Origin of the sequence: Thermobifida cellulosilytica TB100, from assembly GCF_001517975.1 — a bacterium.
Taxonomy (GTDB): domain Bacteria; phylum Actinomycetota; class Actinomycetes; order Streptosporangiales; family Streptosporangiaceae; genus Thermobifida; species Thermobifida cellulosilytica.
Window position 1 is genome coordinate 76,860 of sequence record NZ_KQ950180.1, and the last position, 4,463, is coordinate 81,322.

The window sequence follows — 4,463 nt, forward strand, 5'->3', positions numbered from 1 at the left end:
GCACGGCGGCGTCGCCGGGCTCCAGCGCGGCGGTCAGCGCGGCGGTGTCGTCCACGTCGACCGGGCGGACGCTCGCGCCGTCGAACAGCTCCACGACCCCCTGCGCGATGTACCGGTCGGTGGGGAAGTTCCCGGCCTCGGCCACGACCACGCGCCGCCCGGGGTTCAGCCGCAGCGCCGCCACCAGCGTCTTGAACAGGTTGGCCGAGGTGCCGTCGCCCACCACGACCTCGTCGGCCCCGGCCCCCACCAGCGGCGCGAGCAGCGCGCCGAGCGTGCGCGGCTTGTCCCACCAGCCCGCCTCGTTCCAACTGGCGATGAGCCGCTGCCCCCACTCTCGCTCGACCACCTGCGCGACCCGTGCGGGGGTCGCCCTGGGCAGCGCGCCCAGGGAGTTGCCGTCGAGGTAGACGACTCCCTCGGGCAGCACGAACTCGTCGCGGAAGGGCGCCAGCGGGTCGGCGGCGTCCCGCGCGGCGCACTCCTGGCGGGTGACGGGGGTGGTCACGGTCCTTGGCTCCTCACTTGTCGGTCCTGCTCGTCGGCGCTCCGGTCACAGCCCGGTGCGCAACTGCCAGAGTTCGCAGAAGACGTCCTGCTGGACGTTGCCCCTCAACCATCGCAGACCGGCCGATCCTCCCGTCCCCGGCTTGGCCCCCATCGCGCGCTTGACCGCCATCAGGTGGCGGTGCCGCCAGCGGGTCACCCGCTCCGCGGTGTCCAGCAGGGCCTCGGCGAGGGCGAGCAGCTCGTTGCCGGGCCGGTCGTCGGCGTAGACCAGCTCCCAGGCCCGCACCACCTGCGGGTGCGGCTCGGCCGGGCGGGTCCAGTCGCGCTCCACCCGCTCGGCGGGCACCGGCAGTCCGCGCCGGTGCAGCAGCCGCAGCGCCGCGTCGTAGAGGCTCGGCTCGCCCAGCGCCCGCTCCAGTTCGGCGCGCACCCGCGGGTCGGCGCGGTGCGGGCCGATCATGGCCGCGGACTTGTTGCCGAGCAGGAACTCCAGGTGGCGGTAGCCGTAGGACTGGAACCCGGACGCCTCGCCCAGATGGTCGCGGAACCGGTTGAACTCGGTGGGGGTCAGCGCGGACAGCAGGTCCCACGACTCCACCAGCACGTCCTGGGCGGCGTGCCCGCGGCGCAGCGCGGCCAGCGCGGCGGGCACGTCGTCGGCGTCCAGCGCGCTGCGGGCCTGCTCCCACTCGTGGCGGACGAGCGCGAACAGCAGCTCCATGACCTGGGTGGTGATGATGAACGAGGTCTCGGCGGGCTCGTCGGTGTTGGGCCGCTGCAACGACAGCAGGGTGTCGACGGCGCCGTAGCGGACGTAGGGGGTGGCGCCGTCGAAGGAGAGCGTGGGGCGGCCGCGGTTGCGCTCGGCGCGCTCCTGGCGGGCGAGGGCGGCGGAGGGGGACACGGACTCACCTCCCGGTCGGAGTTCTGCTGGGCCTCCAGGATGCCGCCGCTCCGCCGCGCCGAGAAGAAGAAGACAACGGTGATCCAGGCTCTTCACCCGCAGAACCGAAGGTGTTCGCCGGGTTCTCCTTTATGATCGTCAACCGTGCTGGATGCGGTGGACTGGCGGATCCTCGCCGAACTCCAGGAGGACGGCCGCCTCTCCTACAACGAGCTGTCCCGCCGGGTGGCGCTGTCGCCCCCGGCCGTCGCCGAGCGGGTGCGCCGCCTGGAGGAGCGCGGCGTGATCACCGGCTACCACGCCCACGTCGACCTGTCGGCCGTGGGCCTGCCGGTGGTGGCCCTGGTCCAGATGGGCTGCTACGGGCCGCTGTGCCTGCTGCGCGACGAGGCGGCCGTGGCCCGGCCGGAGATCCTGCAACTGCACCGGGTCACCGGCGACGCCTGCTGCGTGCTGCTCGTGGCCGTGCCGTCGATGGAGCACTTCGAACGGCTCATCGACGACCTCGCCGAGCACGGCCGCCCCTCCTCCACGATGGTGCTGTCCTCGCCGGTCACCCGGCGCACGATCGGCGGCCCGCCGTCCGGCCGGTAGTCTCGGTGCGGTGATCCTCATCGACCCGCCCGCGTGGCCGGGGCCGCGCGGCCTGCTCTGGTCCCACCTGGTCAGCGACTCCTCCTACGCGGAGCTGCACGAGTTCGCCCGCGCCCTCGGCCTGCCCGAGCGCGCCTTCGAGCGGGACCACTACGACGTGCCCGAGACGCGCTACGCCGACGCCCTGGCGCTGGGCGCGCAGCCGGTGTCGAGCCGCACGATCGTGGCGCGCCTGCACGCCTCAGGACTGCGACGGCGTAAACCCGGACGCCTGCTCCGCTAGCCGGGCGATCTCGGCCGCCAGGTTGGCGCGGGCGCGCTCCTCCCACCACTCGTGCCCCTCCCGGGTGCGGTACAGGCGGGGGGCGGCCAGCAGCTCGCGCAGCACCGCGGTGCGGCCCCGCGCGAAGTCCACGTCGCTCACGTGCGCGTACTCCTGGCGGACCGCCGCGGCGTAGGCGGCGTACTCCTCCTCGTCGGCGGCCAGGACCGCCAGGTCGGCGTCGCACAGCACCTCGGCGTCGGCGTCCCCGGGAGGCGGGGAGTGGTCGGCGGTGATCCGCACCAGGCGGGCCACCTCGGCCACGCGCTCCGTGCTCAGCCCGCACGAGGGCAGCAGCAGTTCGGCGAGCTGGGCGCTGTTCTCCTCGTCGGCCCCCGGCTCCCCCCGGTACACCGCGTCGTGGAACCAGGCGGCGTAGCGCACCGAGTCGACGTCGCGGGCGGCGTCGGCGAGCTGGTCCACGGCGGCCAGCACCGACCACAGGTGGTCGAGCGTGTGGTAGCGGCGGTGCGGTTCGGCCCACCGGGCGAGCAGCTCGGCGCCGACCGCCGCGGCCTCCCGCCCCGGTCCGGCGAGTCGCTTCCACTCCTGTGCCAGCTCGAACAGCCGTCGGGCCATCGGTGTCTCCTCCTCATGCCGCATCCCGGTGTCCCCACTCCCCCAGCGGCGCTGGAGTCACCCCGCGTACGCGAATCTATCGGGCCGTCGGCCCCGGGGAGCGGACCCACGCCCGAGAGGCGTCCGCGGCCTCGGCACCCCTGCCGAAAGTCAGGGTCCGCACCCGACGGCTGCCGGATGTGCCGGTGCTCCTGCGGCCCGTAGCGTTGCGCTCCGTTGGTTCGACGACGGAGGAGAGCGCGTGATCAGTCTGCGCGGCTTGACCAAACGCTACGGCGCGGCGACCGCCGTGGACGACCTGACCCTGGACGTCCGCCCCGGCAGGGTCACCGGGTTCCTCGGCCCCAACGGGGCGGGCAAGAGCACCACGATGCGGATGATCCTCGGCCTGGACCGGCCCACGCGCGGCAGCGCGCTGGTCAACGGCCGCCCCTACGCCGCCCTGCGCCACCCGCTGCGCGAGGTGGGCGCGCTGCTGGACGCCAGGGCCGTGCACCCGGGCCTCACCGCCCGCACCCACCTCACGGCGCTCGCGCGCAGCAACGGCCTGCCCGTCTCCCGGGTGGCCGAGGTGCTGGAGACCGTGGGCCTGACCGAGGTGGCCGACCGCCGCACCGGCTCCTTCTCCCTGGGGATGGGGCAGCGCCTGGGCATCGCCGCCGCGCTGCTGGGCGATCCGGCCGTGCTGCTGTTCGACGAGCCGGTCAACGGCCTGGACCCGGACGGGGTGCGCTGGGTGCGGCGCCTCATGCGGTCGCTGGCCGCCGAGGGGCGCACCGTGTTCGTCTCCAGCCACCTGATGAGCGAGATGCAGGCCACCGCCGACCAGCTGGTGGTGCTCGGCCGGGGGCGGCTGATCGCCGACGCCCCCGTCGCCGAGGTGGTCGCGGCCGGTTCGGGCCACGCGGTGCGGGTGCGCAGCCCGCAGGCGTCCCTGCTGGGCGGGCGGCTGGCCGCCGAGGGCGCCCTGGTGGAGCAGGGCACCGCCGACGAGCTGCTCGTCACCGGGCTGAGCGCCGAGCGCATCGGCGGGCTGGCCCACCGGGAGGGGGTCGTGCTGCACGAGCTGAGCCCCCAGCCGGTGTCCCTGGAGGAGGCGTACCTGGAGCTGACCGCCTCCAGCATCGAGTACTCCGCCGCCACGGCGGACCGGAACGGAACGGGAGTCTGACATGGCGAACACGACGGCGCGGACCGGGACGGCGCGCGCGGGCGGCGGTCTCCCCGGCGCCCTGGCCGCCGAGTGGACCAAGCTGTGGGGCCTGCGGTCCACCTGGACGTGCCTGGCCGCGGCGCTGGTCCTGGCGGCGGGCACCTGCGTGATGGGCGCGGAGTCCATCCTGCACTCCGGGGGCGCGACGCGGATCGACGCCCAGGCCCTGACCCAGATGGCGACCCTGCTGCCCCAGTTCGCCCTGGTCGCCCTGGCCTCGCTGGTCGTCACCGGAGAGTACGCCGCCGGCGCGGCCCGCACCACGCTGACCGCCGTGCCGCGCCGGGGCGTCCTGCTGGCGGCCAAGGCCGTGGTGACCGCGGTGGTGGCCCTGCTGGCCG

General features: G+C 74.8%; 5 protein-coding genes and 2 pseudogenes. 4 read left to right on the forward strand and 3 right to left on the reverse strand.

The window, feature by feature from the left end; genetic code table 11:
* Positions 1-508 (reverse strand): annotated as a pseudogene (locus AC529_RS20680) (kynureninase); the annotation flags it as partial.
* A gap of 45 nt (positions 509-553) precedes the next feature.
* The gene (locus AC529_RS00335; protein WP_068752934.1) at positions 554-1,414 is read right to left on the reverse strand and encodes a tryptophan 2,3-dioxygenase; all 861 of its coding nucleotides are present in this window, start codon (positions 1,412-1,414) and stop codon (positions 554-556) included.
* Positions 1,415-1,558: 144 nt separating this feature from the next.
* Here AC529_RS00335 and AC529_RS00340 point away from each other — a divergent pair, with 144 nt between their 5' ends.
* Complete coding sequence (locus AC529_RS00340) at positions 1,559-2,008, forward strand: Lrp/AsnC family transcriptional regulator (RefSeq protein WP_068752935.1); 450 nt, start codon at positions 1,559-1,561, stop codon at positions 2,006-2,008.
* Between the two features lie 10 nt (positions 2,009-2,018).
* On the forward strand, positions 2,019-2,291 hold the full coding sequence (locus AC529_RS00345) for a DUF4031 domain-containing protein (protein WP_068752936.1): 273 nt from the start codon (positions 2,019-2,021) through the stop codon (positions 2,289-2,291).
* Here AC529_RS00345 and AC529_RS00350 read toward each other — a convergent pair.
* Positions 2,250-2,909 carry an HD domain-containing protein gene (locus AC529_RS00350; RefSeq protein ID WP_068752937.1) on the reverse strand — a complete coding sequence of 220 codons (660 nt, stop codon included), beginning with the start codon at positions 2,907-2,909 and terminating at the stop codon, positions 2,250-2,252. The two genes, AC529_RS00345 and AC529_RS00350, sit on opposite strands and share 42 nt — an antisense overlap.
* Positions 2,910-3,150: 241 nt before the next feature.
* Between AC529_RS00350 and AC529_RS00355 the strand changes: the two genes are divergently transcribed.
* Both AC529_RS00355 and AC529_RS20250 read left to right on the forward strand, forming a co-directional pair.
* Positions 3,151-4,080, forward strand: a complete 930-nt coding sequence (locus AC529_RS00355; protein ID WP_068752938.1) for an ABC transporter ATP-binding protein — start codon at positions 3,151-3,153, stop codon at positions 4,078-4,080.
* A 1-nt stretch (position 4,081) separates the two neighbouring features.
* Positions 4,082-4,463: pseudogene (locus AC529_RS20250) on the forward strand (ABC transporter permease subunit); the annotation flags it as partial.

Coding starts and splice junctions, on each gene's coding strand:
- AC529_RS00350 (WP_068752937.1), bottom strand. CDS start 2,909: ATGGCCCGACGGCTGTTCGAGCTGGCACAGGAGTGGAAGCGACTCGCC.